General features: G+C 71.5%; 29 protein-coding genes. 18 read left to right on the top strand and 11 right to left on the bottom strand.

Annotated elements, in window-relative coordinates:
• The first annotated feature begins 54 nt into the window (after positions 1 to 54).
• Together IA22_RS0114225 and hutH are read left to right on the top strand one after the other, a co-directional pair.
• Positions 55 to 1,221: a GGDEF domain-containing protein gene (locus IA22_RS0114225; RefSeq protein WP_030123828.1), complete on the top strand. Its 1,167-nt coding sequence runs from the start codon at positions 55 to 57 to the stop codon at positions 1,219 to 1,221.
• Positions 1,222 to 1,285: 64 nt separating this feature from the next.
• Positions 1,286 to 2,833 (top strand): histidine ammonia-lyase, encoded by a 1,548-nt coding sequence (gene hutH / locus IA22_RS0114220; RefSeq protein ID WP_030123827.1) that lies wholly within the window; start codon positions 1,286 to 1,288, stop codon positions 2,831 to 2,833.
• Positions 2,834 to 2,888: 55 nt separating this feature from the next.
• Here the strand turns inward: hutH and IA22_RS0114215 are convergent, their stop codons facing one another.
• Positions 2,889 to 3,221 (bottom strand): hypothetical protein, encoded by a 333-nt coding sequence (locus IA22_RS0114215; RefSeq protein ID WP_030123826.1) that lies wholly within the window; start codon positions 3,219 to 3,221, stop codon positions 2,889 to 2,891.
• A gap of 153 nt (positions 3,222 to 3,374) precedes the next feature.
• Here IA22_RS0114215 and IA22_RS0114210 point away from each other — a divergent pair, with 153 nt between their 5' ends.
• The 5 genes from IA22_RS0114210 (at position 3,375) to gdhA (ending at position 9,214) form a co-directional block, all read left to right on the top strand.
• The gene (locus tag IA22_RS0114210) at positions 3,375 to 3,734 is read left to right on the top strand and encodes a hypothetical protein (RefSeq protein ID WP_014154408.1); all 360 of its coding nucleotides are present in this window, start codon (positions 3,375 to 3,377) and stop codon (positions 3,732 to 3,734) included.
• Positions 3,735 to 3,915: 181 nt separating this feature from the next.
• Entirely contained in the window at positions 3,916 to 5,187 is a 1,272-nt protein-coding gene (locus IA22_RS0114205; protein ID WP_015578503.1) for a L,D-transpeptidase, read from the top strand.
• 152 nt (positions 5,188 to 5,339) lie between these two features.
• A complete protein-coding gene (locus IA22_RS0114200) occupies positions 5,340 to 6,809 on the top strand; it encodes an ABC transporter permease (protein WP_030123825.1) in 1,470 nt (489 codons plus the stop codon).
• Positions 6,810 to 6,857: 48 nt separating this feature from the next.
• The gene (locus IA22_RS0114195) at positions 6,858 to 7,541 is read left to right on the top strand and encodes an ABC transporter ATP-binding protein (protein WP_014154405.1); all 684 of its coding nucleotides are present in this window, start codon (positions 6,858 to 6,860) and stop codon (positions 7,539 to 7,541) included.
• A 293-nt stretch (positions 7,542 to 7,834) separates the two neighbouring features.
• Positions 7,835 to 9,214, top strand: a complete 1,380-nt coding sequence (gdhA, locus tag IA22_RS0114190; RefSeq protein WP_030123824.1) for an NADP-specific glutamate dehydrogenase — start codon at positions 7,835 to 7,837, stop codon at positions 9,212 to 9,214.
• Between the two features lie 190 nt (positions 9,215 to 9,404).
• Here gdhA and IA22_RS0114185 read toward each other — a convergent pair whose 3' ends face one another.
• Positions 9,405 to 9,905 (bottom strand): hypothetical protein, encoded by a 501-nt coding sequence (locus tag IA22_RS0114185; RefSeq protein WP_234434506.1) that lies wholly within the window; start codon positions 9,903 to 9,905, stop codon positions 9,405 to 9,407.
• On the opposite strand from IA22_RS0114185, the gene IA22_RS0114180 reads away from it, so the two are divergent.
• The 3 genes from IA22_RS0114180 (at position 9,873) to IA22_RS0114170 (ending at position 11,942) form a co-directional block, all read left to right on the top strand.
• On the top strand, positions 9,873 to 10,412 hold the full coding sequence (locus IA22_RS0114180) for a pectate lyase family protein (RefSeq protein WP_234434505.1): 540 nt from the start codon (positions 9,873 to 9,875) through the stop codon (positions 10,410 to 10,412). The genes IA22_RS0114185 and IA22_RS0114180 overlap by 33 nt on opposite strands.
• Positions 10,413 to 10,705: 293 nt before the next feature.
• Positions 10,706 to 11,068 (top strand): helix-turn-helix domain-containing protein, encoded by a 363-nt coding sequence (locus IA22_RS0114175; RefSeq protein WP_014154401.1) that lies wholly within the window; start codon positions 10,706 to 10,708, stop codon positions 11,066 to 11,068.
• 127 nt (positions 11,069 to 11,195) lie between these two features.
• Positions 11,196 to 11,942 (top strand): esterase/lipase family protein, encoded by a 747-nt coding sequence (locus IA22_RS0114170; RefSeq protein WP_014154400.1) that lies wholly within the window; start codon positions 11,196 to 11,198, stop codon positions 11,940 to 11,942.
• Positions 11,943 to 12,019: 77 nt separating this feature from the next.
• Here IA22_RS0114170 and msrA read toward each other — a convergent pair whose 3' ends face one another.
• From msrA to IA22_RS0114155, 3 genes are all read right to left on the bottom strand, one after another.
• Entirely contained in the window at positions 12,020 to 12,724 is a 705-nt protein-coding gene (gene msrA / locus IA22_RS0114165; protein WP_030123821.1) for a peptide-methionine (S)-S-oxide reductase MsrA, read from the bottom strand.
• 68 nt (positions 12,725 to 12,792) lie between these two features.
• Positions 12,793 to 12,951: a hypothetical protein gene (locus IA22_RS37120; RefSeq protein ID WP_014154398.1), complete on the bottom strand. Its 159-nt coding sequence runs from the start codon at positions 12,949 to 12,951 to the stop codon at positions 12,793 to 12,795.
• 41 nt (positions 12,952 to 12,992) lie between these two features.
• Positions 12,993 to 14,096 (bottom strand): hypothetical protein, encoded by a 1,104-nt coding sequence (locus tag IA22_RS0114155; protein WP_030123820.1) that lies wholly within the window; start codon positions 14,094 to 14,096, stop codon positions 12,993 to 12,995.
• 79 nt (positions 14,097 to 14,175) lie between these two features.
• Between IA22_RS0114155 and IA22_RS0114150 the strand changes: the two genes are divergently transcribed.
• Positions 14,176 to 15,321, top strand: coding sequence for a cystathionine gamma-synthase (locus IA22_RS0114150; protein WP_030123819.1), 1,146 nt, complete (start codon positions 14,176 to 14,178; stop codon positions 15,319 to 15,321).
• Between the two features lie 126 nt (positions 15,322 to 15,447).
• On the opposite strand, the gene IA22_RS0114145 is transcribed toward IA22_RS0114150, so the two are convergent.
• Together IA22_RS0114145 and IA22_RS0114140 are read right to left on the bottom strand one after the other, a co-directional pair.
• Positions 15,448 to 15,639: a DUF1059 domain-containing protein gene (locus IA22_RS0114145; protein WP_014154395.1), complete on the bottom strand. Its 192-nt coding sequence runs from the start codon at positions 15,637 to 15,639 to the stop codon at positions 15,448 to 15,450.
• 98 nt (positions 15,640 to 15,737) lie between these two features.
• Positions 15,738 to 16,265, bottom strand: a complete 528-nt coding sequence (locus IA22_RS0114140; RefSeq protein WP_030123818.1) for a MarR family winged helix-turn-helix transcriptional regulator — start codon at positions 16,263 to 16,265, stop codon at positions 15,738 to 15,740.
• A gap of 157 nt (positions 16,266 to 16,422) precedes the next feature.
• Between IA22_RS0114140 and ilvA the strand changes: the two genes are divergently transcribed.
• From ilvA to IA22_RS0114125, 3 genes are all read left to right on the top strand, one after another.
• Positions 16,423 to 17,652 (top strand): threonine ammonia-lyase, encoded by a 1,230-nt coding sequence (ilvA, locus tag IA22_RS0114135; RefSeq protein WP_030123817.1) that lies wholly within the window; start codon positions 16,423 to 16,425, stop codon positions 17,650 to 17,652.
• A gap of 148 nt (positions 17,653 to 17,800) precedes the next feature.
• On the top strand, positions 17,801 to 18,805 hold the full coding sequence (locus IA22_RS0114130) for a daunorubicin resistance protein DrrA family ABC transporter ATP-binding protein (protein WP_030123816.1): 1,005 nt from the start codon (positions 17,801 to 17,803) through the stop codon (positions 18,803 to 18,805).
• Entirely contained in the window at positions 18,802 to 19,659 is an 858-nt protein-coding gene (locus IA22_RS0114125) for an ABC transporter permease (protein ID WP_014154391.1), read from the top strand. The genes IA22_RS0114130 and IA22_RS0114125 overlap by 4 nt, the downstream gene beginning before the upstream one ends.
• Before the next feature lie 60 nt (positions 19,660 to 19,719).
• On the opposite strand, the gene greA is transcribed toward IA22_RS0114125, so the two are convergent.
• Together greA and IA22_RS0114115 are read right to left on the bottom strand one after the other, a co-directional pair.
• The gene (gene greA, locus IA22_RS0114120) at positions 19,720 to 20,217 is read right to left on the bottom strand and encodes a transcription elongation factor GreA (RefSeq protein ID WP_014154390.1); all 498 of its coding nucleotides are present in this window, start codon (positions 20,215 to 20,217) and stop codon (positions 19,720 to 19,722) included.
• A gap of 191 nt (positions 20,218 to 20,408) precedes the next feature.
• Positions 20,409 to 20,813, bottom strand: coding sequence for a DUF4307 domain-containing protein (locus tag IA22_RS0114115; protein WP_030123815.1), 405 nt, complete (start codon positions 20,811 to 20,813; stop codon positions 20,409 to 20,411).
• 97 nt (positions 20,814 to 20,910) lie between these two features.
• Between IA22_RS0114115 and mca the strand changes: the two genes are divergently transcribed.
• The gene (gene mca, locus IA22_RS0114110) at positions 20,911 to 21,792 is read left to right on the top strand and encodes a mycothiol conjugate amidase Mca (protein ID WP_014154388.1); all 882 of its coding nucleotides are present in this window, start codon (positions 20,911 to 20,913) and stop codon (positions 21,790 to 21,792) included.
• 1 nt (position 21,793) lies between these two features.
• Positions 21,794 to 22,081, top strand: a complete 288-nt coding sequence (locus IA22_RS0114105) for a hypothetical protein (protein WP_015578513.1) — start codon at positions 21,794 to 21,796, stop codon at positions 22,079 to 22,081.
• Positions 22,082 to 22,140: 59 nt separating this feature from the next.
• Here the strand turns inward: IA22_RS0114105 and IA22_RS0114100 are convergent, their stop codons facing one another.
• A complete protein-coding gene (locus tag IA22_RS0114100) occupies positions 22,141 to 22,800 on the bottom strand; it encodes a response regulator transcription factor (protein ID WP_014154386.1) in 660 nt (219 codons plus the stop codon).
• Complete coding sequence (locus IA22_RS0114095; RefSeq protein ID WP_030123814.1) at positions 22,788 to 24,062, bottom strand: sensor histidine kinase; 1,275 nt, start codon at positions 24,060 to 24,062, stop codon at positions 22,788 to 22,790. Before IA22_RS0114095 ends, IA22_RS0114100 begins: the two co-directional genes overlap by 13 nt.
• A 174-nt stretch (positions 24,063 to 24,236) precedes the next feature.
• On the opposite strand from IA22_RS0114095, the gene IA22_RS0114090 reads away from it, so the two are divergent.
• Positions 24,237 to 24,440, top strand: coding sequence for a hypothetical protein (locus IA22_RS0114090; protein ID WP_014154384.1), 204 nt, complete (start codon positions 24,237 to 24,239; stop codon positions 24,438 to 24,440).
• Positions 24,441 to 24,517: 77 nt separating this feature from the next.
• A complete protein-coding gene (locus IA22_RS0114085; protein WP_015578516.1) occupies positions 24,518 to 25,345 on the top strand; it encodes a CPBP family intramembrane glutamic endopeptidase in 828 nt (275 codons plus the stop codon).

Raw genomic sequence — 25,345 nt, 5'->3', positions numbered from 1 at the left:
ATCATCAGCGCCGCCGACTGATCAAATCATCGTGAACCTACCTAAGCTGGGGCGATGGGCGGTGATGATGCGCGGCTGCGCGCCGTGGTTGCGCTGGCACAGACGATGGCGGCGGCCCACACCCCGCGCGAGTCCTGGCACGCCGCGGCGCTGGGGGCGTGCGAGGCGCTGGGAGGCAGCTTCGCCGCCCTCTCCGTGTGGGAGCGGGACCGTGGCAGGCTGCGCGTGCTGGTGAACGCGGGGGAGCGGGCCGAGGGGGAGGAGGAGTTCCCCGAGTGCGAGGCCTACCCCGTGCACCAGTTCCCTGAGATCACCGAGTTCCTCCACGAGCGGTGGGCGGGGGGTGGCGAGCCCGACGCGTGGGTGGAGACCGCCGACGGCGCCCCGGCCGCCGGTGCGCCCGCCCGGGGCGCCCGCCCCTACTGCCACCAGCGGGTCGCCGCGCTGCGCCGGCGCGGCCGGGGCTGCTGCGTGGTGGCGCCGATCGTGCTGCACGGCCGCGCCTGGGGGGAGCTGTACGTCGCCCGGCCGGCCGGGGCTCCGGTGTTCGGCCGCGACGACGCGGACTTCGCGACCGTCCTCGCCGCGGTCGTCGCGGCGGGCATCGCGCAGACCGAGCGGCTGGAGGAGGTCCGCAAGCTGGCCTTCACGGACCCGCTGACCGGCCTCGCGAACCGCCGGGCCGTCGATCTCCGGCTCGACGAGGCGGTGGACCTGCACCGCACCGAGGGGGCCGTGGTCAGCCTGGTCGTCTGCGATCTGAACGGCCTCAAGGCGGTCAACGACACGCACGGCCACGCGGTCGGCGACCGGCTGCTGGAACGTTTCGGCTCGGTGCTCTCCCTCTGCGGCGCAATGCTTCCCGGCGCGCTGTCCGCGCGTCTGGGCGGTGACGAGTTCTGCCTGCTGGCCCTGGGGCCCCCGGCGGACGACGTCGTCCGGGTGTCCGAGGAACTGTGCGCCCGCGCCGTCTCCCTGGAGCTCGGCGACGGCGTCGCCTGCGGGGTCGCCTCCACGGGCGACGACATCGGCCCCGTCCGGTCGGCGCGCAGGCTCTTCCGGCTGGCGGACGCCGCGCAGTACCAGGCGAAGGCGGCGCACTCGCGGAGGCCCGTGGTCGCGGGGCGCGACGGTGACGTGATCCGGCTCGCCGACTCCCCGCCCCGGTCCCCCCACGACCGCCGCAGGCTGCGGGGCAATCCGCCCGGCGGCGACCGGTAAGGGGCCGAGCGCGCGACCACTGGTGACATGTTGGGTTTCAGTCCGTAGGGTTCTGAATATGGATATGCACACAGTCGTGGTGGGGACGGCCGGTACCACCGCCGAGGACGTCGTCGCCGTGGCCCGCCAGGGCGCCCGGGTCGAGCTCTCCGCGGCCGCCGTGGAGGCCCTGGCCGCCGCACGGGAGATCGTCGACGCCCTCGCCGCCAAGCCCGAGCCGGTCTACGGCGTCTCCACCGGCTTCGGCGCCCTCGCCGCCCGGCACATCAGCCCCGGTCTGCGGGCGCAGCTGCAGCGCAACATCGTCCGCTCGCACGCGGCGGGCATGGGCCCCCACGTCGAGCGCGAGGTCGTCCGCGCGCTGATGTTCCTGCGGCTGAAGACGCTCGCCTCCGGCCACACCGGCGTACGCCCCGAGGTCGCGCAGACCATGGCCGACGTGCTCAACGCGGGCATCACCCCGGTCGTCCACGAATACGGATCGCTCGGCTGCTCCGGCGACCTCGCCCCGCTGTCGCACTGCGCCCTGACCCTCATGGGCGAGGGAGAGGCGGAGGGCCCCGACGGCACCGTGCGGCCGGCCGGAGAGCTCCTCGCCGAGCACGGCATCACGCCCGTCGAACTGCGCGAGAAGGAGGGCCTCGCCCTCCTCAACGGCACCGACGGCATGCTGGGCATGCTCGTGATGGCCCTCGCCGACCTGAAGAACCTCTACACCGGCGCCGACATCACCGCCGCCCTCTCCCTGGAGGCACTCCTGGGCACGGACCGGGTCCTCGCCCCGGAGCTGCACGCCATCCGTCCGCACCCCGGCCAGGGCGTCTCGGCCGGCAACATGCTGCGGGTGCTCGAAGGGTCCGGCCTCACCGGCCACCACCAGGACGTCGCCCCCCGCGTCCAGGACGCCTACTCCGTGCGCTGTGCGCCGCAGGTCAACGGCGCCGGGCGCGACACCCTCGCCCACGGGCGGCTCGTCGCGGACCGCGAGCTGGCCTCGGCGGTCGACAACCCCGTCGTCCTGCCCGCGGAGGGACGGGTGGAGTCCAACGGCAACTTCCACGGCGCCCCCGTCGCGTACGTCCTCGACTTCCTGGCGATCGTCGCCGCCGACCTCGGGTCCATCACCGAGCGCCGCACGGACCGCCTGCTGGACAAGAACCGCTCGCACGGGCTGCCGCCGTTCCTCGCCGACGACGCCGGGGTCGACTCGGGGCTGATGATCGCCCAGTACACGCAGGCCGCCCTGGTCAGCGAGCTGAAGCGGCTCGCGGTCCCGGCCTCCGTCGACTCGATCCCGTCCTCCGCGATGCAGGAGGACCACGTGTCCATGGGGTGGTCGGCCGCGCGCAAGCTCCGTACCGCCGTCACCGGCCTCGCGCGGATCGTGGCCGTCGAGCTGTACGCCGCCACGCGCGCCGTCGAGCTGCGGATCGCGGAGGGCCTGAGCCCCGCGCCCGCCACGCTGGCCGTCATCGAGGCGCTGCGGGCCGCCGGTGTCCAGGGACCCGGGCCGGACCGTTTCCTCGCGCCGGACCTGGCCGCCGCCGAGGCGTTCGTACGGGAGGGCGGGCTCGTCGGGGCCGTGGAAGCGGTGACCGGCCCACTGGACTGACCCCGTACACGTGAGGGCTGCCGCACCCCGGGGTGCGGCAGCCCTCACCTACCTCTCAGAGGCCGGTGCTCAGCGTGCCGCCCCGGCGTACCGAGTACGCGACGAATCCCGCGCCGACGCACAGGGAGAGCGTGCCGCCGATCAGATAGGGCGTCGTGTCGACGCCCGCCCCGGTGTCGGCCAGCCTGTCCCCGGTGCTCAACTCCCCGGTGACGGAGGCCTGTCGGACCTCACCGGAGGAGACGGTGGAGGAAGCGGCGGACGAGCCGGTGGAACCGCTCCGCGTCTCTGTCCCGCCGGTCGCGTTGGCGGAGGGTACGAACCAGAGAGCACAGAGCAGGGTGCCTGCCGCCGTGGTGGTCAGCAGCGTGCGACGAGCCATGGACACAGAATCGATCCCCTTGCGACAACCATCAGTTAGCCCTGCGGGCCGATGCTAAGCAAAGCAGCGGGTCGGAGGAAAGTCGCAGGTGCGGGGGGCCTTACGCTCCGGCGTATGAGCACTTCGGAGACACCCTCATTTGTTCGGCTTCGCGTGGAGATGGTGCTGGAGATCAGCGACGCGGACGCCCTCACCGGCACGGCACTGGAGAGCATCGCCGCCGATTTCACCGCCCCCGGCAGCACACCCGCCGACGAGTCCCCCGAGGAACGCACGCATGCCGAGGAGGCCGTCAGGGAAGACGCAGCGGAGGCCCTCGCCTCGCTGATCGACCCGTTCGACCTGGTCGGCCAGGTGCCCGGTGTCGCGCTCGCACAGGCCTCCTGGAGCAGCGAGACGATCGACTACGACCCCGACGCCGAGGACTGGGCCGCCGGAGAGGACGGGGACCAGGAGTACTACGGGATCGAGGACAATGAGACCGACGACGAAGAAGGTGGCGGGCGCACGGAACGCTGAGGCCCGGAAGGCACTCCTCGGAGGTGGCGGGAACCGCCGCGGCCCCGGGTGCGTCGATGAGTGGTGTTCCCCACATCCTTGCCGGATGTGGAACGGAAGACCCGGTCGCGGTGTTCTTGGAACATTGACGGGGAGTCGCCGTCGGGCGACCCTGTCCGGGGATCTTGGGGAATCGGCAACGATGGAGAAGCGTGTGATGACGGACAGCAAGCGGCGCAGGGGCCTCATGGCCGCGTCCGCACTGCTCGGCGGCGTTCTGGTGCTTTCTGCCTGCAGCGACGACGGCGGTACGAACACGGGCGCGAGCACCGACAGCTCGAAGACGTCACAGTCGCAGGTGGACGAGGCGGCCGCCAAGGACACCTCCGAGGCGCAGATAACGATCGCGCCGAAGAACGGCGCGACCAACGCGAGCATCAACAACGCCGCGATCGTCACCGTCGCCAAGGGCAAGCTGACCGAGGTCACCATGACCACGGCCGAAGGTGACGCGGTCGAGGGCAGCCTCGCGGCCGACGGCTCCAGCTGGAAGCCCAGCGGTCAGCTCGAGCGCTCGACGACGTACAAGATCAGCGCCACGGCGGCCGACTCCAAGGACCGTCAGGCGCACGCCAACAGCTCCTTCACCACGGTCTCGCCCGAGAACAGCTTCATCGGGAACTTCACGCCCGAGGACGGTTCCACCGTCGGCGTCGGGATGCCGGTCTCGATCAACTTCAACAAGGCGATCACCAACCGGAAGGCCGTCCAGGACGGCATCAAGGTCACGTCGAGCAGCGGCCAGGAGGTCGTCGGGCACTGGTTCAACAACCAGCGTCTGGACCTGCGCCCCGAGGACTACTGGCAGGGCGGCTCCACCGTCACCCTGAAGCTGTCCCTCGACGGCGTCGAGGGCGCCGACGGCGTCGTCGGTGTCCAGCAGAAGACGGTGACCTTCAAGGTCGGCCGCAACCAGGTCTCCACCGTGGACGCCAAGGCGCACACGATGACCGTCACCCGGGACGGCAAGACCGTCAAGACCATCCCGATCTCCTCCGGATCCTCCGACAACCCGACGTACAACGGCCAGATGGTGATCTCCGAGAAGTTCAAGGAGACCCGCATGGACGGTTCGACGGTCGGCTTCACGGACGACGACGGCAAGGGCGAGTACGACATCAAGGACGTGCCGCACGCCATGCGGCTGTCCACGTCGGGCACCTTCATCCACGGCAACTACTGGGGCGCGAAGTCGATCTTCGGCAGCGCGAACACCAGCCACGGCTGCGTCGGCCTCTCCGACACGAAGGGCGCCGGCGACGCCAACACGCCGGCCGCCTGGTTCTACGACAACTCCCTGATCGGTGACCTGGTCATCGTCAAGAACAGCCCCGACAAGACCATCGCTCCCGACAACGGCCTCAACGGCTGGAATATGAGCTGGTCGGAGTGGACGGCGGGCTCCGCCGCCTGATCCCGAAGGCGCACTCCTCTCCCCGCACGAAGGCGGCGGTATCCGGACGATCCGGGTGCCGCCGCCTTCGGCGTGTGCGGGCGGCAGGCGTTCTCATCCAGCTCTCATCGGAGACTTAACTCCTCATCACGCCCGCTCCATACCTTCGCGCCATGTTCTTCACCTACCTCCGGCGCGAGCTGCGCCGCCGCAGAAAGGCGGCGCTCGTCGTCGCCTCGGGGCTCGCCCTCGGCATTGCGCTGGTCATCATCGTCAGCTCGGTCTCCGTCGGCATGAGCAAGGCCCAGGACAAGGTCCTGGAATCGCTGTACGGCCTGGGCACGGACATGACGGTGACCAAGGCCGCGGCCGCCCAGGGCTCCGGAGGCACCGAGCGTCCCCGGTTCGAGTTCGACGCCGAGGACGACGACGCGACCCAGAGCACGGACCGGGTCATGGTCCAGGGCTTCCAGACGCTCGCGGCCGGCACCGTCGACACGGTGGGCGAGCAGGACGGCGTCGCGAACGCCGTCGGCGGGCTGAGCCTGACGGTCATGAAGGTCGACGGCCAGTTCAAGCGCGGCGAGTTCAAGCAGGACGAGAGCTCGGGGCAGAGCCAGGGCGGCCCCGGCGGCGGCCAGGGCGGCGGAGGCCAGCCGCAGGGCCGGGTCGAGGGCGGCGGCGCCTCCTTCGACGTCAACTCCTTCACCGTGTACGGCACCGACGTCACCCAGCAGGACCTCGGCCCGCTTACCTCCTCCAGGATCACCGAGGGCCGTACGTTCAAGGCGTCCGAGACCGACGCCGAGGTCGCGGTCGTCGACTCCGCCTACGCCAAGGAGAAGGAACTCGCGGTCGGCAAGACGGTCACCGTCTCCGGCACCGCCTACACGATCGTGGGCGTCTCCACCGCGGACAGCGGCGACGCCGCCGCCGACGTCTACATCCCGCTGAAGCAGGCGCAGACCGTCGCCGACTCCAAGGACAAGATCACCACGGTCTACGTCCAGGCCGCCGATTCCCAGCAGATCGACACCGTCAAGGCCGCCATCCAGAAGAACGTCTCCGGTACGACGGTCACCACCTCCGCCGACCTCGCCGACACGGTGTCCGGCTCCCTCTCCACCGCCTCCGACCTGGCCTCCAGCGTCGGCAAGTGGCTCTCGATCGCCGTCCTGGTCGCCGCGTTCCTCGTCGCGGGCCTGCTGACCTCCTCCGCGGTCAGCCGCCGTGTGCGCGAGTTCGGCACCCTCAAGGCCCTCGGCTGGAAGAGCGGACGCGTCACCCGCCAGGTGATCGGCGAAGCCCTGGTCAACGGCCTGATGGGCGGTGTCCTCGGTATCGCCGTCGGCCTCGCCGGTGCCTACGCCGTGACCGCCGTCAGCCCCACCCTCACCGCCCAGCTCGGTTCCTCGGGCGGCGGAGGCGGCGGCATGGGCGGCGGCGGCCCCATGGGCGGAGGCGGCCCCGGCCGTCAGACCGCGTCCAGGACCCTCGACATCGCGCTGACCGCACCGGTCTCCCTCACCACGATCCTCGTCGCCGTCGCCCTCGCGGTGGCCGGCGGACTCGTCGCGGGAGCCTTCGGCGGCTGGCGGGCCTCCCGGCTGCGCCCGGCCGACGCCCTGCGCCGCGTCGCGTGACACCGCCCCGCCCCGCCCCTTCCCGTACGTAGCAGCAGGAGTCCACACGTGTACCAGCTCAAGGGCGTCACCAAGCGCTACATGCGCGGCAAGAATCCCGTCGACGCGCTCGCCGGCGTCGACCTGACCATCGAGGACGGCGGCAGGCTCGTCATCCAGGGCCCCACCGGCGGAGGCAAGTCCACCCTCCTGCAGATGCTGGGCGGGCTGGACCGGCCCACCGCCGGCACCGTCGAGCTCGACGGCGTCGACCTGGCCAGGCTCCCCGAGTCCCGGCTCACCAAGGTCCGGGCCGAGTCCATCGGATTCGTCTTCCAGAGCTTCAACCTGATCCCGACGCTCACCGCCCAGGAGAACGTCGAGACCGCCCTCGTCCCCCTCGGCCTCGGGGCGAGGACCCGCCGCGAACGCGCCGCGGAGGCACTGGAGTCGGTGGGCCTCGGCGACCGGCCCACCCACCTGCCGAGCGAGATGTCCGGCGGCCAGCAGCAGCGCGTCGCCATCGCCAGGGCCCTGGTCAAGCGGCCCAAGGTGCTGCTGGCCGACGAGCCGACCGGCAACCTCGACGAGTCCATGCGCGACGAGATCATGGACCTCCTCGACGGACTGTGGAAGGAGCACGGGCTGACCTTCGTGATGGTCACGCACGACAGCTCGCTGGCCCGCAAGGCGCCCCGGGTGGCGACCATCCGCAAGGGAAAGGTGACGGTGACGGAGAACGCGGCGGCCTGACCCGTACCCCCGCGGACCTCACGGCCGTCCTCCTCCGGCTGTGAGGTTCGCCACCCGCACTGCCCCGCGGAACGGGCGCCGTGCGGCCCCTCCGCCCCGGCGGCAGAGGGCTGCCGCCCCGCGGAATCGCGCGTACCGGGGCGAACGGTGGTGGCCACTATGTGGATGTCGTCCGGGCGCGGCCGGGCCGCACTGCGAGACTTGCCGGATGCAACGGCCCCCACGGGCCGGGGGGCGCCTCCGGGGACAGGGAGCGCCGACGCGCATGAGCCCACCCACGGAAGGTTGATCAGATGCCGGCCAGTTCCGACTCCCTCACCCCGCGTACCGCCGGGAACCGTGTCATCGAGCCGCTCTACGCGGAGATCCTGCGGCGCAACCAGGGCGAGAGCGAGTTCCACCAGGCTGTGCGCGAGGTCCTGGAAACCCTGGGCCCCGTGCTGGCGCAGCGCCCGGAGTTCGTCGACGCCCGCATCATCGAGCGGATCTGCGAGCCCGAGCGCCAGCTGATCTTCCGGGTGCCGTGGTCGGACGACTCCGGCGACATCCACGTCAACCGCGGTTTCCGCGTCGAGTTCTCCAGCGCGCTCGGCCCCTACAAGGGCGGACTGCGCTTCCACCCCTCCGTCAACCTCGGCATCGTGAAGTTCCTCGGCTTCGAGCAGATCTTCAAGAATGCCCTGACCGGAATGCCGATCGGCGGCGGCAAGGGCGGCGCGGACTTCGACCCCAAGGGCCGGTCCGACGCCGAGGTCATGCGGTTCTGCCAGTCGTTCATGACGGAACTCCACCGCCACCTGGGCGAGTACACCGACGTCCCCGCCGGTGACATCGGCGTCGGCGGCCGCGAGATCGGCTACCTCTTCGGCCAGTACAAGCGCATCACCAACCGCTACGAGTCCGGTGTGCTCACCGGGAAGGGCCTCGGCTGGGGCGGCGCACAGGCCCGCACCGAGGCGACCGGCTACGGCTGCGTCCTCTTCACCGCCGAGATGCTGCGCGTCCGCGGGGAGTCCCTGGACGGCCAGCGCATCGCGGTCTCCGGCTCCGGCAACGTGGCCATCTACGCCATCGAGAAGGCCCAGCAGCTCGGCGCGACCGTCGTGACCTGCTCCGACTCGGGCGGCTACGTCGTCGACGAGAAGGGCATCGACCTCGATCTGCTCAAGGAGATCAAGGAGACGGGCCGCGGCCGGATCTCCGAGTACGCCGAGCGGCGCGGCGAGCACGTGCGCTACGTCGAGGGCGCCGGCGTCTGGAGCGTCCCCGTGGACGTCGCCCTGCCCTGCGCCACCCAGAACGAACTCCACGAGGCCGACGCGCTCGCCCTCGTGCGCAACGGCGTGAAGGCGGTCGCCGAGGGCGCCAACATGCCGACCACCCCGGAGGCCGTCCACGTCTTCCAGGAGGCGGGCGTCGCCTTCGCCCCCGGCAAGGCGGCCAACGCGGGCGGGGTGGCCACCAGCGCCCTGGAGATGCAGCAGAACGCGTCCCGTGACTCGTGGACCTTCGCCCACACCGAGGAGCGGCTCGCGCAGATCATGCGCCACATCCACGACTCCTGCCACACGACGGCCGAGAAGTACGGCAGCCCGGGCAACTACGTGGTCGGCGCGAACATCGCCGGCTTCGAGATCGTCGCGGAGGCCATGCTGGCGCAGGGCCTGATCTGACGGGGCGGCGTCGCGGGGTCCGGGGTGACGATCCCCGGACCGCGTGGCGGCGCTCCCCGAGTTTCGCTCGCCGGTGTGCCGGGGAGAGTGGTCGGTCGTCGTGCGGGATCAGGGACACTTCCGGAACTCCGGACAGGAACCGCGGCTGCCCGCTCCGACGACCGTCGTCCCGGCGCGTTGACCAGGATCCTCACCGTGCGTCCTCCCGGGGTGTCATACGCGCGCCCGGCGCGGTGCCGGACGAGGTCAGGAAGGCGGTCCGGGGCAGGGTGGCGTCGGCCGCGCGGGCGGCCTCGGCGGTGGACGGGTCGGTAGTGGTGAACACCGGCGCGGCGCCGCCGTCCCAGGTGTTGCCCTCGGACCTGGCGGAATCCGCGAGCACCGCGTCCCGCCCCTCGCCGCTGTCCGCCGCCGCGTTGGCGTTCAGCACGGCGGCGGCGGTGACCAGGTGGAAGCCCGTGCCGTTGCGGAAGGCCGTGTTGCGGGTGAGACGGATCGCACCGGGGTTGCCCTCGTCGTTGAAGCCGAGCCCGGCGTTGTCCCAGGCCACGTCGTCGGTCAGCACATGGGCGACGGAGGCCGAGGTGTGGCCGCCGCCGAGGGTGAAGCCGTTGCCGTTGCGGTAGGACCAACTGCCGCGCACCGTCACCGGGCTGAGATGGACACCGCCGACCACATCTGGATCGACCACAACCGCATCGAGCGGATGAACGACGGGCTCATCGACAGCCGCAAGGACACCAGCTACCTCACCGTCTCCTGGAACGTCCTCGGTGAGCAGAACAAGGCCTTCGGCATCGGCTGGACGGACAACGTCACCGCGCGGATGACGATCCACCACAACTGGATCCACGACACCAACCAGCGCAACCCCAGCATCGACAACGTCGCCTTCGCGCACCTCTACAACAACCACATGCAGAACGTGACCTCGTACGGGAACCTGTCACGCGGCGCCTCGAAGACCGTCATCGAGAACAGCTACTACCAGAGCGTCGCCAACCCCTACTACGTCGACACCACCGCCGCGTCCCTCACCCAGACCGGCAGCATCTGCGTCTCCTGCACCGGCAAGCAGCAGACCAACGGGACGACCTTCAAGCCGGGCGACCACTACAGCTACACCCTGGACCCGGCAGCGGACGTCCCCGCCCTGCTCAAGCAGTACGCCGGCCCGCAGGGCAACATCGGAAGCTGACCCACCGCGGCAGGTGTCCGGCCGCCGCCGGGCCGGCCCGGTACGGGACAGACCGTGTTCCGTACCGGGCCCACGGCCCGTCGGTGAGGCCTCCGGCGTGCCCGGGGGCCTCGCGGCCGTCGGGCTCAGCCGTGTGAGGCCCCGGCCGCATCGACCGCTTCGAGCTGTTCGCGCCGCGTCCGCTCGCTTGCCCGCGGGTCCTGCGGGGAGAGACCGTTCTGCCGACAGCAGATACGCCCGGCGCGGAGGGCGAACCTCTCCCGCGCCGGGCGCACCGCTCCTAGGCTCGGACGATGAGCAGCGACACACCCGACCGTGCCCGCGTGATCCCCCTGCGCCCCGTTCCCGCGGCGCCGGACAGGGAACCCCTCTGGCGGGACGTCGTGGGCGACGTCCTGCGCCGCGAACGCGCCGGCCAGCGGCGCACACTCAAGGACGTGGCGGAGGCCGCGCGCATCTCCGTGCCCTACCTCTCGGAGGTCGAACGCGGGCGCAAGGAGGCGTCGTCCGAGGTGCTGGCGGCGGCCGCCCGTTCCCTCGGGCTCGGACTGGCCGACGTGCTCTCCCTGGCCCAGGACGAGCTCGTCCGGCGGAGCGCGCCCTCCCGTACGTCCACGGCCCGGATGCCCCGGGGAGCGGTCCGGCTGGCCGCCTGACCCCACGTCCGGGTGACGTACGCGCAGGACTCGCGGACGCCGGTGAATTCGCCGATGGCATCCGGGGCCCGGGGCCCGAACCTTGTCGGACCAGGCACCCGCCCCCGATCCCCGCCAGGAGCGTTCCATGCGTCGTCGTTCACCCCGCCGGCTTCTCGGCGTCCTCGCCGCCGTCACCGTCGCGTTCTCCCTGTTCTCCGCGGCTCCGACGGCGGGCGCGGCTCCGGCCGCGACGACCGCCGCCACGTCGACAGCACAGGCCGGCACCGCCGTGCAGCCGCTGTCGACGAGCACACCGGTCGTCTTCGTCCACGGCTACACCGGCAGCGCCTCGAACTGGGTCACCGCCATGAGCGTCTTCCAGCTCAACGGCTGGTCCAGCTCCAAGCTCTTCGCCTACGAGTACAACTCCTACGGCAACAACGTCACCAACGCGCAGGGCCTCGCGTCCTTCGTCAGCACCGTGAAGTCCCGCACCGGGGCGAGCAAGGTCGCGATCGTCAACCACTCGATGGGCGGCCTCGTCAGCCAGTACTACCTGAAGGTGCTGGGCGGGAACACCAGCGTCAGCCACCTCGCCTCGATCGCGGGCGCGAACCACGGGACCACGTTCGCCTCCGCCTGCCTGATCTACACGACCTGCCAGCAGATGTACCCGGGCTCCTCGTTCATCTCGCAGATCACCTCGGGCGACGAGACCCCCGGTGACACGAGGTACGCCACCTGGTACTCCGCGTGCGACGGCGTCATCCTGCCGTACACCAGCACCAGGCTGAGCGGCGCGACGAACAACCTCGTGGCCTGCCAGACCCACATCGGCTTCCTGGCGGACACGATCGTGCTGGGCCAGATCGCGCGCTTCGTCGCCTCCTGACCCGGACGCGCCCCGTCCCCGGCACCCCGTGACGGGTGCCGGGGACGGGGCGCGTGGTGCGTCCTGGCCCGGGAGCCTCAGGCCTCCGGCGCCGGGGCGATGCCCGTCGGGCAGGCACGGCCCCAGTTGGTCTCGGAGGGGGACTCCAGGGTGGCGCCCGTGCCGCCGATGCCGCAGTAACCGTCGGGGTTCTTGTCCAGGTACTGCTGGTGGTAGGCCTCCGCGGGCCAGAAGGTGCGGCCCTGGGCCGGCAGGATCTCCGTGGTGATCTCCTTGAAGCCCGCGCCCGTCAGCACCTGCTGGTACGCCTCACGGGACGCCTCGGCGGCCTCCGCCTGCTCGGGGGAGTGGGTGTAGATCGCCGAGCGGTACTGCGTACCGACGTCGTTGCCCTGGCGGAAGCCCTGGGTCGGGTTGTGGGACTCCCAGAAGAGCTTCAGGAGCTCGGCGTAGCTCACGACCGTCGGGTCGAACACGACCCGGACCGCCTCCGTGTGACCGGTGAGGCCGGAGCAGGTCTCCTCGTACGACGGGTTCTCGGTGTAACCGCCCTGGTACCCGACGAGCGTCGTCCAGACGCCCTCCGTCTGCCAGAACTTGCGCTCGGCGCCCCAGAAACAGCCCAGCGCGAAGTCGGCGACCTCCAGGCCCTGCGGGTACGGGCCCGTCAGCGGATTGCCGAGGACCGTGTGGCGGGAGGGCACCGTGAACTCGGGGGCGGGGCGGCCGCGCAGGGCCTCCTCAGGGGTGGGGAGCTGCGGGGTGCGGTGGGTCAGGAACATGCGGTGGCTCCTCCGGGGTCGGGGTTCGCTTCTTGCAACGCCGTGGGGGCGCCGCGGATTCCGTGTTCTCAGGCCGCGGGGGCCGGAGGGTCGCGACGTTCGTCACCTTCGCGGTGCGCACCGGCCGGGTACTCGTAGGAGGCCATGTACGCGGCCGTCTTCCGGCGTGCGCGCAGCCAGAAGAAGACGGCGAGGCCTATCAGGATCAGCGGGATCAGTCGTGCCATGGGTGCCGGTCCAATCCTTCGGGGGCGGCGGGTGTGCCGGGTCAGTGGAGCAGGGTCGCGGGGCTGCCGCCGTTCGCCTCGTACCCGGCGACGGCCAGGGCCCGGTACACCGTGTACTCGGCGGCCGGGTCGGGGTTCTGGGTCCAGGGCAGCGCGCCGACGTGCCCGTCGACGTGGACGAACTGGTGCATGGCCTCCGACCAGCGCTCCATGCGGACCAGGAAGAGGACCAGCAGGTGCCGTACGTGCGCGAGCATCGGGTCGTCGGCGCGGGCCGCGTGCACGGCGAACATCGCGCCCTCCACCGCCTTCGTCACGACGGCACCCCGGTAGAAGCCCTGCACCAGATTGACCTCGGGCAGGTGCTCGTACACCGCGAACAGCGGCAGCGCGGCGAGCAGCGAGCCCTGCGGGGCGCGGGCGGCGGCCGTCGTCGCGAAACGGTCGGCCTCCTGGCGGGAGCCGTGCCACTTCTCGCACCAGAAGTGCAGGGCCGCGATGTGCGCGCCCATGTGCGCGGGAGCACGGTCGATGATCTTCGCCCAGACCTGGTCGAACTGCTCGTGGGAGTAACCCAGCCCGCGGGCGACGGCCAGCTCCACGATGTACGGGACGGGGTCGCCCGGGGCCAGCAGCGCGGCCTCGCCGCAGACTGTCCGGGCCTCCTCCAGGATGATCCGGAAGTCGTCGGTGCCCACCGTGCCGGTGCGCCACGCCTGCTGCACCAGGAACTCCGCGTGCACCGCGGCGGCGCCCGCGTCCTTCGGAGCCTCGGCCCGCCACGCCCTCAGCCACGCGCCTCCGGCACCCGGCCGCTGCGCCAGCTCCAGGGAGGCCGCACCCGCGAACGCCTGCACCCGCTGCCAGCGGACCTCGCTCTCCTTGGGCGTACCCGCGAGCAGTTGGGAGGCGGCCTTCCAGTTCTGGGTGCTCTGCACGACGTCGAGGACGTCGAGCAGGTCCTGGTCGGGGCCCGGCATCCGGACGTCCAGCTCCTCCTGCCGGGCGAAGCCGTAGGTGTCCGGGTCGGCGGCGTCGGGCGAACCGGGCGCCACCTGGCGGATACCGCCACGGCGCCGCAGCATGAACGGACCGACGACGGCGGCCAGCATGCACAGGGCGAGCAGGAACCACAGAATCTCCATGCGGTCCATTGTCCCCGGACGGCGAAGCGGGCGGCGAGTGGCCTGTAACTCCCCTCCGGAGGAACTACGCTCGGGCCCCATGAGCGACCAGCACAGCTTCGAGACCCTTGCGATCCATGCCGGCAACACGGCGGATCCCCTCACCGGCGCAGTGGTCCCGCCGATCTACCAGGTGTCCACGTACAAGCAGGACGGTGTCGGCGGGCTGCGCGGCGGCTACGAGTACAGCCGCAGCGCCAACCCCACCCGCACGGCGCTGGAGGAGAACCTCGCCGCGCTGGAGGGCGGCCGCCGCGGGCTCGCCTTCGCGTCCGGCCTCGCCGCGGAGGACTGCCTCCTGCGTACGCTGCTCACCCCCGGTGACCACGTGGTCATCCCGAACGACGCCTACGGCGGCACGTTCCGGCTGTTCGCGAAGGTCGCCTCGCGCTGGGGCGTGGAGTTCTCGGTCGCCGACACCTCCGACGTGAGCGCGGTCCGGGCCGCGCTCACCCCGCGCACCAAGGCGATCTGGGTGGAGACGCCGTCCAACCCGCTGCTCGGCATCACCGACATCGCCGCCGTCGCGGGTGTGGCCCGGCAGGCGGGCGCGCGGCTGGTGGTCGACAACACCTTCGCCAGCCCCTACCTCCAGCAGCCGCTCTCGCTCGGTGCCGACGTCGTCGTGCACTCCACCACGAAGTACATGGGCGGGCACTCCGACGTCGTCGGCGGCGCGCTCGTCGTCAGCGACCCGGAGCTGGCCGAGGAGCTGGCGTACCACCAGAACGCCATGGGCGCGGTGGCCGGACCGTTCGACGCGTGGCTGGTCCTGCGCGGCATCAAGACCCTCGCGGTCCGCATGGACCGCCACGACGAGAACGCGACGAAGGTCGCCGACCTGCTGACCCGTCACCCCAAGGTCACGCAGGTCCTCTACCCGGGGCTGCCGGAGCACCCGGGGCACGAGATCGCCGCCAAGCAGATGAAGGCGTTCGGCGGGATGGTGTCGTTCCGGGTCTCGGGCGGCGAGGAAGCGGCCGTCGAGGTCTGCAACCGCGCCAAGCTGTTCACGCTCGGGGAGTCGCTCGGCGGCGTCGAGTCGCTCCTGGAGCACCCGGGCCGCATGACGCACGCGTCCGCGGCGGGCTCTCCGCTGGAGGTGCCGGCCGACCTGGTCCGGCTGTCCGTCGGCATCGAGAACGCCGACGACCTGCTGGCCGACCTGACGCAGGCGCTCGGCTGACGGGCTGCCGCAGGGGGCGTGCGCCGTCGGGCCGCGCCCCACGTCCCTCAGCAGACCCGGTCGAGGAACAGGGCGGCGAGACGTCCGGCGGCCGGGACGCTTCGGTCCCGGCCGTCGCGCTGTCGGTCAGACTGCGACCCTCTCGTCCTCCAGCGAGCCCCGGATCTGCTCACGCAGTTCCGGACTGTCGGTGTGCTCGTGGACCGAGACCGCGTGCTCGGCGGCCGCGCGGACGACTTCGTCCTCCTCACCGGAAATGGTGAGTGTGCAGTTCGAGACGCTCGGATACTTGCGGCAGTCGGCGATCTTCCGTGTCATGGCGCCCTCCTCGACTCGCGAGTGCGGCACTTCCAGAGTAGATCCGCCCGGCCCGCCGGACAGCCGGGCACACCGCCCGGGACCGCGGGTGCCGAGGGTCAGCTGTCCTGCGCCGGCTGGATCGCCGCCTGCCGGGCCGCCAGGGAGGCGTTGAACCGGGTCAGCAGGGCGCAGAAGGTGTCGCGCTCCTCCTCGGTCCACCCGCCGGTCACCTGCGACATCAGCTCACGCCGCGAGGCGCGGACCTCCTCCAGCCGGGACTGGCCGCGCGGCGACAGCTGCAGCACGACCGCGCGCCCGTCCTCCGGGTGCGAGGTGCGCTTGACCAGACCGGTGTCGACGAGCGGCGCGACCTGACGGGTCACCGTCGAGGAGTCGATCCCCATGCCCGCGGCCAGCGCCTTGACGCCCATGGGCCCCTCGACGTCGAGCCGGTTGAGCAGCAGATAAGCCGCCCGGTCCATCGAGTTGCGGACCTGGCCGACACCGCCGAGGCGGGTCTGCTCGGCACGGCGGGCGAAGACGGCCACCTGGTGCTGGAGTGCGTCGAGCAGGTGGTCCGTTCCTTGTCCGGGGGCGGCGCCCCCGGAAGGAGACGCAGCAGTCGTCATGTCCTGAGGGGGCATGGCCGGGGGCTCTCTTCGTGCGGTGTCGGATAGGTGGGGGACAGAGTACGCGGCCACGGGGCAACGTGTAGCAGCGCTGCACAAACCTGTGGACACCACCGCAGGCCGCCATGAGATGCGACGGCTCCCGGGCCTCCTGGCTGCAAGACTTGCTGTCATGAGCTTCCGTACGTCAGGCCCCTTTCCTCCGCTGATCCTCGACGACGTCCGCGGGGCGCAGAAGATGCTGTCCGGGGTGGCCCGGACGACCGGGATGGAAGGCAGCCGCTACCTCAGTTCCCTCGTCGGCGCTCCGGTCCACCTCAAGTGCGAGAACCTCCAGCGGACCGGCTCGTTCAAACTCCGGGGCGCGTACGTGCGCATCGCCGGACTCAGCCCCGTCGAACGGGCTGCCGGGGTGGTGGCCGCGAGTGCCGGAAACCATGCGCAGGGTGTCGCACTCGCGTCTTCGCTGCTCGGCGTACGCTCCACGGTCTTCATGCCGGTCGGCGCGCCCCTGCCGAAGGTGGCCGCGACCCGGGACTACGGCGCGGAGGTCAGGCTCCACGGCCATGTCGTCGACGAGACACTGGCCGCCGCCCAGGAGTACGCGGAGGAGACCGGCGCGGTCTTCATCCACCCCTTCGACCACCCGGACGTCATCGCGGGGCAGGGCACCGTCGGCCTGGAGATCCTCGAACAGTGCCCGGAGGTCCGGACCGTCGTCGTCGGCATCGGCGGGGGCGGTCTCGCCGCGGGGATCGCGGTCGCGGTGAAGGCCCTGCGTCCCGACGTCAGGATCGTCGGTGTCCAGGCCGCGGGCGCGGCGGCCTTCCCGCCCTCACTGTCCGCCGGTCACCCGGTGGCGCTCGACGCGGTGCAGACCATGGCCGACGGGATCAAGGTGGGCCGGCCCGGCGACCTGACGTTCCCGCTGGTCCAGGAGCTGGTGGACGAGGTCCGTACGGTCTCCGAGGACGAGCTGTCCAGCGCGCTGCTGCTGTGCCTGGAGCGGGCGAAGATGGTCGTCGAGCCGGCCGGGGCGATCCCGGTCGCGGCGCTGCTGAGCGATCCGGGCGCCTTCCGCGGACCTGTCGTCGCCGTGCTGTCGGGCGGCAACGTCGACCCCCTGCTGATACAGCGCATCCTGACGCACGGCATGGTGGCGGCCGGCCGTTACCTGAGCCTGCGGCTCCGGCTCACCGACCGGCCGGGAGCGCTGGCCGCGATGCTCACCACCCTGTCCGCCGCCGACGCCAACGTGCTCGACATCCAGCACGTACGGACCGACCCGCGGCTCGGGCTCACCGAGGCGGAGGTGGAACTCCACCTGGAGACGAAGGGGCCGGAGCACTGCGAGGAGGTCGCCGCCGCGCTGCGCACCGCCGGCTATCTGGTGCGCTCCTGAGGGTCCGATTCCCCGCGCGAAAACCTGTTGTGTGTCGCGATGTATCGCGTTACGGTGCATCGCCGAACACTCGGTGTTCCCCGCCTCGGAGGGCCGGGAACTCTACGATCCGCTCAGGAACGCACGCGAGACAACTGGGGGAAAACGTATGCCAGGCGCCATCTACGCCGAAGGCCTGGTGAAGACCTTCGGCGATGTACGAGCACTGGGCGGCGTCGATCTCGACGTGCCCGAGGGCACCGTCCTGGGTTTGCTGGGGCCCAACGGCGCCGGTAAGACGACAGCCGTGCGTGTCCTGACCACCCTGCTCAGGCCGGACAGCGGCCGGGCCGTCGTGGCGGGCATCGACGTCCTGAAGGACCCCGACGCGGTGCGGCGCTCGATCGGCCTGTCCGGCCAGTTCGCGGCCGTCGACGAGTACCTCACGGGCCGCGAGAACCTCCAGATGGTCGGGCAGCTCTACCAGATGAGCTCGCGCGACGCGAAGAAGCGGGCCGGGCAGCTCCTGGAGAGGTTCAACCTCGCCGACGCGGCCGACCGCACCGCCAAGACGTACTCCGGAGGCATGCGCCGCCGCCTCGACCTGGCGGCGGCGCTCGTCGTCTCCCCGCCGGTGATGTTCATGGACGAGCCCACCACCGGGCTCGACCCCCGCAACCGGCAGCAGCTGTGGGAGGTCATCGAGGAACTCGTCGCGGGCGGCACGACCCTGCTGCTGACCACGCAGTACCTGGAGGAGGCCGACCACCTCGCCCACGACATCTGCGTCATCGACCACGGCAAGGTCATCGCCCGAGGCACGTCCGACCAGCTCAAGGCCCGCACCGGCGGAGAGCGCGTCGAGGTCGTCGTGCACCAGCCGGACCAGATCGAGCCGGCCCGCTCGGTGCTCGCCTCGTACGGCAAGGGGGAGATCTCCGTCGCCGAACACACCCGCAAGCTGACCGTCCCGGTCACCGGCGGGGCCAAGCTGCTGGCCGAGGTCATCCGCGACCTCGACACCCGGGGCGTGGAGATCGACGACATCGGCCTGCGCCGCCCCACCCTCGACGACGTCTTCATCTCGCTCACCGGCCACGCCGCCGAGCTGGAGAAGAACGGCGGGAACGAATCCACCGAGGCCGCACAGGGCCGGAAGGAGGGCGTGCAGTGAGCGCCGTCACGGACGCACCGGACATCGCACCGCTCAAGTCCCGCGGGGCGGTCGGCCGCTCCGTGGCCGACTCCCTGGTCGTCGCCCGACGCAACCTGATCCGCATGGCCAGGATCCCCGAGATGGTGATCTTCGGCCTGGTCCAGCCCATCATGTTCGTGGTGCTGTTCACCTACGTTTTCGGCGGCTCCATCAAGGTGGGCAGCTCCCTGTCGTCCACGGCCTACAAGGAATTCCTGATGGCCGGGATCTTCGCCCAGACCGTCACCTTCGCCACGGCCGGCGCCGGAGCGGGTATCGCGGACGACATGCACAAGGGGCTGATCGACCGCTTCCGGTCCCTGCCGATGGCCCGGGGGGCCGTCCTCACCGGACGTACGCTCGCCGACCTCGTGCAGACCGCGCTCACCCTCGTCGTCCTCGCCGGTGTCGCACTGATCATCGGCTGGCGGACCCACGAGAACCTCGGCAAGGTGCTGCTGGGCTTCCTGCTGCTGCTCCTGCTCGGGTACGCCTTCTCCTGGATCGGCGCGCTGATCGGCCTCGTCGTGCGCACACCCGAGGCGGCCACCTCCGGCGGGCTGATCTGGCTCTTCCCGCTGACGTTCATCTCGAACGCCTTCGTGGACGCCAACCAGATGCCGACGATCCTGCGCCACATCGCGGAATGGAACCCCTTCAGCGCCACCGTGGCGGCCTGCCGCGAACTGTTCGGCAACGTCCCGCCGGGCTTCGTGACCTCGGACGCATGGCCCATGCAGCACCCGATCCTCGCCTCGGTGATCTGGTCGGTGCTGATCGTGGTGGTCTTCCGCACCCTGGCGGTCCGCAAGTACCGCTCGGCGACCGCCTGACCCGGACGCGACGGAGCCCCGGCCGCAGCTGCGGCCGGGGCTCCACCGGTGTTCCGGGGGTCAGCCCTGGTACGGCTTCGCCGAGACGATCTTCACGGTGGCCTTCTTGCCGTTCGGCAGCTCGTACTCCGCCTCGTCACCGGTCCGCTTGCCGTTCACGCCGGTGCCGAGCGGGGACTGGGGGGAGTAGGTCTCGATGTCCGCGCTCGCGTACTCGCGGGAGGCGAGCAGGAAGGTGACCGTGTCGTCCGGGTCACCGTCGAAGGCGATGGTCACGACCATGCCCGGCTCGACCACGCCGTCGTCGGCCGGGGCCTCGCCGACCTTCGCGTGCTCCAGGAGCTGGGTCAGCTGACGGACCCGGAGCTCCATCTTGCCCTGCTCCTCCTTGGCGGCGTGATAGCCGCCGTTCTCGCGGAGGTCACCCTCCTCGCGGGCCGCCGCGATCTTGACGGAGATCTCCGTGCGCGCGGGACCAGACAGGTACTCCAGCTCTGCCTTCAGCTGGTTGTACGCCTCCGGCGTGAGCCAGGTGACGTTATCGCTGGTCTGGGTCACAGGGTGCTCCTCGTCGGTGCTGGGAATACAAAGCAACGCCCTACCCCAAGCATGCGCTGCCACGGGTGGGCGAAACAACGAGCCTAACAATTCCCCGCGAAAAGGGGGAGAAGGTAAAACGTCACACGCGCTTCCGGGCCGGTCGGCGCGGGAGCGCGGGCATCCGGGACGGCGCGCGACCCCGGGCGTGGTCAGCCGCCGGCGGTGCACCCCTTGAGCTCCACCGCGGTCGCCCTGGAGGTGGTGCGCAGCGAGACGACCTCGTCGATCCGCTCCGCGCGCCCGTCGAACCGGAAGTCCGCCCGCCCGACCTCCGCGCCGTCCTCGCTCAGGGCGCGGAGCGTGCACTGCCCGGTGGCGTCCCGGTCCTTGCGGACCTCGAGGTGCGCCTCGGCGCGGCCCGCCGAGACGATCTTCGACTTGATGAGCTCGGCGCTGACGTCCTGACCGGCCACGTAGTCGTAGCCGAACCAGCCGATCATGGCCAGGAACGCCACACCCAGCACGGAGCCGGTGATCTTCAGCTTGCGGTCCGCGCGCTCGTCCTGCGACCGGCCGTAGCGCCCCTCGGGCAAGGCCTCGCGTACCGCTGCCATGATCGTTCCTCCCGTGCCGGGGATCGAGGAATTTTCCACCCCCCGGTTCAGTCACTATAGAAGCCGACCACTGCGACGAATCACTGAGGACCGAGTCTTGACCGAGCAGCTGAGACTGATGGCCGTTCACGCCCACCCCGACGACGAGTCGAGCAAGGGCGCGGCCACCATGGCCAAGTACGTGTCCGAGGGGGTGGACGTCCTGGTAGTCACCTGCACGGGCGGCGAGCGGGGGTCCATCCTCAACCCGAAGCTCCAGGGGGATGCCTACATCGAGGCGAACATCCACGAGGTGCGCAAGAAGGAGATGGACGAGGCCCGGGAGATCCTGGGCGTCAAGCAGGAGTGGCTCGGCTTCGTCGACTCGGGTCTCCCCGAGGGCGACCCGCTGCCCCCGCTGCCCGAGGGCTGCTTCGCCCTGGAGGACGACGAGACGGCGGCGGGGCGTCTCGTCGCGAAGATCCGCGCGTTCCGGCCGCAGGTGATCACCACCTACGACGAGAACGGCGGGTACCCGCACCCCGACCACATCAAGACCCACACGATCTCGATGATCGCGTTCGAGGGGGCCGCGGACACCGACAGGTTCCCCGAGGCGGAGTTCGGCCCGGCCTGGCAGCCGCAGAAGCTCTACTACAACCAGGGCTTCAACAAGCCGCGCACCGTCGCCCTGCACGAGGCGCTCCTCGCCCGCGGTCTGGAGTCCCCGTACGGCGACTGGCTGGAGCGCTGGAAGGAGTTCGAGCGCGCCGAGCGCACGCTGACCACGCACATCCCGTGCGACGACTTCTTCGAGATCCGCGACAAGGCGCTGATCGCGCACGCCACGCAGATCGACCCGGACGGCGGCTGGTTCCGCGTGCCGATGGACGTCCAGCGGGAGGTCTGGCCGACCGAGGAGTACGAGCTCGCCAAGTCCCTGGTCGATACCTCCCTCCCCGAGAGCGACCTCTTCGCGGGCATCCGCGACAATGCCTGATATGTACGCGACCCAGGCACTGACGCAGCTCGTTCCGCTCGCCGCCGACGAGCTCGACAAGAACAAGGTGACGCCCGGCGTTCTCGGCTTCCTCGTCTTCGCGGCGCTCGCCGTGGGGGTGTGGTTCCTGATGAAGTCGATGAACCGCCACATGGGCAAGGTCGACTTCGAGGAGGCCCCCGACCCGGCGGCCCAGCCGGGTGACACCGGCGGAAACCCGGCGCAGGCGTCCTCCGGCGCGGGCACCGAGGCGGCCGGCACGAAGGCGTCCGCCTCGGGCAAGAGCTGACACGGCGGGGCCGCCCCCTCCCCCCCCCCGTACGGAGGGAAGGGGGCTCGCGCCGTCTCTCAGGCCCGCCGGTGCGCGTCGTTCAGATGGCGCAGTACGGCCGCGACCCGGCGGTCCGTGCCGTCGGCGGGCGCAAGATCGAGCTTGGCGAAGATGCTCCGGATGTGCTTGTGGACGGCGCCGTCCGTCACCACGAGCCGCTCGGCGATCGCCGCGTTGCCCAGGCCCTCCGCCATCAGCGCCAGGACCTCCCGTTCGCGCGGGCTGAGCCGGTCCAGACGGGTGTCGGGACGGGTCCGTGCGAAGAGCTGCGCGACCACCTCGGGGTCGATGGCCGTTCCGCCGTCCGCGACCCGCTCCAGAGCCGTGAGGAACTCCTCGACCCTGCCGACCCGCTCCTTGAGCAGGTACCCGAGCCGGGCGCTGCCGTCGGCGAGGAGGTCGGTGGCGAAGGCCTGCTCGACGTAGGCGGAGAGCACGAGGACCGCAAGGCCCGGCTGACGGCGCCGCGCCTCCACGGCCGCCCTGATCCCCTCGTCGGTGTGCGTCGGCGGCATCCGTACGTCGACGATCGCGAGGTCCGGCCGGTGCTCGTCCACCGCCGCCAGGAAGGCGTCCGGCGTACCCGCGGTCGCCACGACGTCGAGGCCCTCCGCGCGCAGCAGCAGCGCGAGCCCCTCCCTCAGCAGCGGGTCGTCCTCCGCGATCACGATCCGCATGGCAGTCCGGCCTCCAGTGTCGTGGGCCCGCCCGGTGGGCTGGCCAGGGTGAGTACGCCGTCGAGCGCCTCGACGCGCTTACGGATGCCGGCGAGGCCGGACCCGCCGTGCTCGTCGGCCCCGCCGCGGCCGTCGTCGGTGACCCGTAGCCACAGCCGTCCGTCGCGGTGGCGGACCGTGACGGACGCGGACCGTGCTCCGCTGTGCCGGGCGACGTTGGTGAGTGCCTCCGCCACCACGAAGTAGGCGGTCGCCTCGACCGACGCGGCGAACCGCCCCTCCACGTCCGCGTCGACCCGGCAGGGCACCGGGCAACTGCCCGCGAGCCCTGAGAGCGCGTCCGTCAGGCTCCGGTCGGCCAGCACCGGCGGCAGGATGCCCCGTACGACCGCGCGCAGTTCCGCGAGTGCCTGCTCGGCGGCGTCCTGGGCCCGCTCCAGCAGGGCGTCGGCGTCGGCGGAGCCCCGGGACACCGCCCGGCGGGACGCCCCCAGCAGCACCGTCACCGCCACCAGCCGGTTCTGAGTGCCGTCGTGCAGGGCCCGTTCGATGCGCCGCAGCTCGGTGGCGTGCGCGTCCAGTGCGGCGGCGCGGGTCGCGGTGAGCTCGGCGACGCGCGTCACGAGGTCGGTGCCGGGCGGAGGGGTGAGCAGCCGCCGCCCCGGCCACGCCTGGAGCCGCGCCATGCCGGGCGCGACGGCCAGGGTGACGGCGAACCATCCGATCCCCAGCAGACTGACCGCGAAGGCCCCCGGCCAGTCCGTCACGGTCCACAGGCCCAGGGACGGGGTGGCCTCCGAGGGCGGTACGAACGACCACCACAGCGGGAACGCGGCATCCGTCGCCGAGGTGAGGGGCAGCGTCAGCCCGACCAGGCCCAGCACCGTTCCGAGGAGGGCGTGCGAGGCCACCCAGCCCACCTCGCGCCGGGTGGCCGGGTCGGCGACGGCCTGCCGCAGCCCGGTCGGTGAGGGCCCCGGCCCGATGACCTCCGGCCCCCAACGGGACAGCCGCACGCGTTCGCGTCCGGCGACCGCGCGCAGCGCCCTCAGGGTGCCCGGCACCAGGAACAGGCCGGCCCCGAAGAGGCAGGCGGCGGCGGTGAACACCAGCCACAGCAGCATGATCAGGGCGAGGATCGCCGTACCGATGCCGCCGACGAGATGCTCGAAGGCGTCGAGAGCGGTCCGGGCGCGGACGGACACGTCCCAAAGGCGGGCCGGTTCATGTGCGGCCGCCGGCGGGGCGTCGTGCGCGGGCATCTCCACCTCCTGGTGCCGCGCCACTATGGCATCTCCCGGCGGGTGCGCGACGGGCGGGGGACGGCAGGTACAGCCTGCTGTACCCCGGTCCTCCACCTGGCGGGATCGTCGCCACCGCGCCGCCTCCGTAGCGTCCTTTCCGTGCCCAACTCCCCCTCGGACAAGGAGAAGACGATGGCTGATTCCTCCCGGCGGCCCGCACGTCCCGTGCTCTGGCTGCTGCTCCTGCTCTGCGCTGTCTGCAACGCGGTCACCTCGATGATGGGCGGGATCGCCACGGCCGTCTCCGTCGCCGCGGGGCTGGCCGCCCTGGCCTGCGGGATCGCCCTCGTCGCGGACCACCGCCGCGCCCGCTCCCCGGAGAGGACCGCCCGATGAGCGCCGGGACACAGCTCATCCCCGGCTCCCCTCCGGCGCCCAGCACGCCCGAGCCGCGCGGAGGATGGCGGGCCGGCATGAGCCGCCGACCCCTGACCTGGTTCTTCTCGCTGGCGTTCGCGCTGAGCTGGGTGGCCTGGGTGCCGTACATCCTGTCCGGGAACGGCCAGGGCGTCCTGGACTTCACCTTCCCCGGGGGCGAGGTCACCGGCCAGCTACTGGGGGTCCTCCCGGGCGCCTACCTGGGCCCGATCCTCTCCGCGCTCGTCGTCACCGCCGTCGCCGACGGACGCCCCGGCCTCCGGGCCTGGGCAGGCCGGATGACCAAGTGGCGGGTCGGCTGGCGCTGGTGGGCCGCGATCATCGTCACCGTGCCGCTCGTCCTCGTCCTCACGCTGTACGCCCTGGGCGGCGAGAGCCCGGTCATGCCGAGCGCCGTCGTGCTGGTCGCCTTCCTGCCCGGCCTGGCCCTCCAGATGGTCACCACCGGTGTCGCCGAGGAGCCGGGCTGGCGCGACTTCGCGATGCCCCGGCTGCAGGACAGGTTCGGCCCCGTCCGCGGCACGCTGGTCCTCGGCCCGCTGTGGGGCGCCTGGCACCTGCCGCTGTACCTCAGCGACTGGGGCGGCCCGCACGTCCTCTGGTGGACGCCCGTGGAATTCATCGCCACCACGATCGCCTTCAGCTTCGTGATGACCTGGGTCTTCAACCACACCCGGCAGGCCCTGCTGCTGGCCATGCTGCTGCACACCAGCGTCAACAACTACTTCTCGGTCGCCTTCACGGACATGTTCCCCTCGCTGGACCCGGCCTACGCGGGGCACGCCTTCCTCGTGAGCTCCGCGACCGCGGCCGCCGTGCTGCTCCTCGCCACCCGCGGCCGGCTCGGCCTGCCCCGCGCGTAG

Source organism: Kitasatospora papulosa, from assembly GCF_000717245.1.
GTDB classification, from domain to species: domain Bacteria; phylum Actinomycetota; class Actinomycetes; order Streptomycetales; family Streptomycetaceae; genus Streptomyces; species Streptomyces papulosus.
This window is presented reverse-complemented; position numbering and strand designations above follow the sequence as displayed.

Coding starts and splice junctions, on each gene's coding strand:
- IA22_RS0114225 (WP_030123828.1), top strand. CDS start 55: ATGGGCGGTGATGATGCGCGGCTGCGCGCCGTGGTTGCGCTGGCACAG.
- hutH (WP_030123827.1), top strand. CDS start 1,286: ATGCACACAGTCGTGGTGGGGACGGCCGGTACCACCGCCGAGGACGTC.
- IA22_RS0114210 (WP_014154408.1), top strand. CDS start 3,375: ATGGTGCTGGAGATCAGCGACGCGGACGCCCTCACCGGCACGGCACTG.
- IA22_RS0114205 (WP_015578503.1), top strand. CDS start 3,916: ATGGAGAAGCGTGTGATGACGGACAGCAAGCGGCGCAGGGGCCTCATG.
- IA22_RS0114200 (WP_030123825.1), top strand. CDS start 5,340: ATGTTCTTCACCTACCTCCGGCGCGAGCTGCGCCGCCGCAGAAAGGCG.
- gdhA (WP_030123824.1), top strand. CDS start 7,835: ATGCCGGCCAGTTCCGACTCCCTCACCCCGCGTACCGCCGGGAACCGT.
- IA22_RS0114180 (WP_234434505.1), top strand. CDS start 9,873: ATGGACACCGCCGACCACATCTGGATCGACCACAACCGCATCGAGCGG.
- IA22_RS0114175 (WP_014154401.1), top strand. CDS start 10,706: ATGAGCAGCGACACACCCGACCGTGCCCGCGTGATCCCCCTGCGCCCC.
- IA22_RS0114170 (WP_014154400.1), top strand. CDS start 11,196: ATGCGTCGTCGTTCACCCCGCCGGCTTCTCGGCGTCCTCGCCGCCGTC.
- msrA (WP_030123821.1), bottom strand. CDS start 12,724: ATGTTCCTGACCCACCGCACCCCGCAGCTCCCCACCCCTGAGGAGGCC.
- IA22_RS37120 (WP_014154398.1), bottom strand. CDS start 12,951: ATGGCACGACTGATCCCGCTGATCCTGATAGGCCTCGCCGTCTTCTTC.
- IA22_RS0114155 (WP_030123820.1), bottom strand. CDS start 14,096: ATGGAGATTCTGTGGTTCCTGCTCGCCCTGTGCATGCTGGCCGCCGTC.
- IA22_RS0114150 (WP_030123819.1), top strand. CDS start 14,176: ATGAGCGACCAGCACAGCTTCGAGACCCTTGCGATCCATGCCGGCAAC.
- IA22_RS0114145 (WP_014154395.1), bottom strand. CDS start 15,639: ATGACACGGAAGATCGCCGACTGCCGCAAGTATCCGAGCGTCTCGAAC.
- IA22_RS0114140 (WP_030123818.1), bottom strand. CDS start 16,265: ATGCCCCCTCAGGACATGACGACTGCTGCGTCTCCTTCCGGGGGCGCC.
- ilvA (WP_030123817.1), top strand. CDS start 16,423: ATGAGCTTCCGTACGTCAGGCCCCTTTCCTCCGCTGATCCTCGACGAC.
- IA22_RS0114130 (WP_030123816.1), top strand. CDS start 17,801: ATGCCAGGCGCCATCTACGCCGAAGGCCTGGTGAAGACCTTCGGCGAT.
- IA22_RS0114115 (WP_030123815.1), bottom strand. CDS start 20,813: ATGGCAGCGGTACGCGAGGCCTTGCCCGAGGGGCGCTACGGCCGGTCG.
- IA22_RS0114105 (WP_015578513.1), top strand. CDS start 21,794: ATGTACGCGACCCAGGCACTGACGCAGCTCGTTCCGCTCGCCGCCGAC.
- IA22_RS0114100 (WP_014154386.1), bottom strand. CDS start 22,800: ATGCGGATCGTGATCGCGGAGGACGACCCGCTGCTGAGGGAGGGGCTC.
- IA22_RS0114095 (WP_030123814.1), bottom strand. CDS start 24,062: ATGCCCGCGCACGACGCCCCGCCGGCGGCCGCACATGAACCGGCCCGC.
- IA22_RS0114090 (WP_014154384.1), top strand. CDS start 24,237: ATGGCTGATTCCTCCCGGCGGCCCGCACGTCCCGTGCTCTGGCTGCTG.
- IA22_RS0114085 (WP_015578516.1), top strand. CDS start 24,518: ATGAGCCGCCGACCCCTGACCTGGTTCTTCTCGCTGGCGTTCGCGCTG.